This is a genomic window from Clostridium sp. KLE 1755 (assembly GCF_000466465.2).
In the GTDB taxonomy this organism is placed as follows: Bacteria; Bacillota; Clostridia; order Lachnospirales; family Lachnospiraceae; genus Eisenbergiella; species Eisenbergiella porci.
Genome location: NZ_KE992744.1, coordinates 1 through 1272, shown reverse-complemented (window position 1 = coordinate 1272; position 1272 = coordinate 1). Strand labels below are relative to the sequence as shown.

The following is a 1272-nucleotide window of genomic DNA, read 5'->3' as shown; positions in this document are numbered from 1 at the left end:
CAACGTCTGCAAAAGAAGCGCTCCCCCCGACACCTCACCCGAACCGCCTCCGCTGCCTCCGCTGCTCCCGGACTGACTCATTCCCCCCATCACCGCCAGATAGGCTGCAATAACCACCCCGCTTGTCAGCAAAATAATACACAAATCCACCCAATTTCTTCTCCTGTCCCCCCGGCCGGCCCCACTTTTCCATCCCGCCGCCTCTTTTCCTGCATTCTTCTTCCCTGCCATCTGCTGTCCCACCTTCTGCTTTCCTGTCCTCTTCCCCATTCCCAACTCCGCTCCTCCCGCCGGCCCTAACCATCCCGGCCTGCCGCATTCATTTCTCCATCTTACCAAATCCCCTCCGCTATTACAATTCCACTACCATAATTCCGCCAACATAAAATAACAATTCAGCCCATGGCCGAACAGTTACTGCATCCACTCTTTTATCTGTCCGCCCTGCCCCCTCTTGACTATAGGGCGGCTCCATAGCATATGATAGAAAGAATGAATTGAAACTACGAAGGATCAGAAAAATAACAAAACTCACAAAAAAAGAAGACAGAAAGGAATCCACACACCATGAACCTCTCCCTCCAGCCAATCACGGCAGCCAACCGCAAAGAAGCCCTCACCCTCAAAACAGCCCCCGGCCAGGAAACCTACGTAGAAAGCGTCGAACAATGCCTGAAGGAAGCCGATGCCAGTTCCTGCTGGCGCCCCGTAGCCATCTACGACGACGGACTCCTCATAGGCTTTGCCATGTACGGCTTCTTCCCCGAATACCTCCCCTCCGGAAGAGTATGGATGGACCGCCTCCTCATAGACCAACGCTACCAACACAAAGGCTACGGCAAAGAAGCCATGCGCCTCCTCATCGACCGCCTCCAAACCGAATACCACTGCCGCCGCATCTACCTCAGCATCATTCCCGGCAACGCCCCGGCCGCTTCCCTCTACACCCACTACGGCTTCCGCTTCAACGGTGAAAAAGACATCCACGGCGAACACGTCATGGTCCTGGAATGTATCTGAAATCCATTCCTCCATCTACACCCCTGCCCAGTTCTTTTTCCCCTCCTACCTGCCCTTTTCCCTGTCCTTATTGCCCTGTCCTTTTTCCCCTTCACAACCTACCCGCCCGGCGGAGGCGAATTGTCCTGGCGGTGGGGGCGCGGGGAGATTTGCGCAGGGGGCGGGGTGTGAGGGGGATTCCCGGATGCTTACGAAGTTTTGGAGCTGTTTCTTAAAGCCTCCGACAGACGCTTTGCCCGCAATACGGCAGCT

The 1272-nt window shown here is 55.5% G+C and carries 2 protein-coding genes; one reads left to right on the top strand and one right to left on the bottom strand.

The genetic code is table 11. From position 1 onward, the window contains the following. A partial coding sequence (locus HMPREF1548_RS21130) for a hypothetical protein (protein WP_035323292.1) occupies positions 1-339 on the bottom strand: 339 nt, incomplete at its 3' end. A gap of 228 nt (positions 340-567) precedes the next feature. On the opposite strand from HMPREF1548_RS21130, the gene HMPREF1548_RS29175 reads away from it, so the two are divergent. Continuing rightward, entirely contained in the window at positions 568-1020 is a 453-nt protein-coding gene (locus HMPREF1548_RS29175) for a GNAT family N-acetyltransferase (protein WP_083493033.1), read from the top strand. Positions 1021-1272 lie beyond the last annotated feature (252 nt).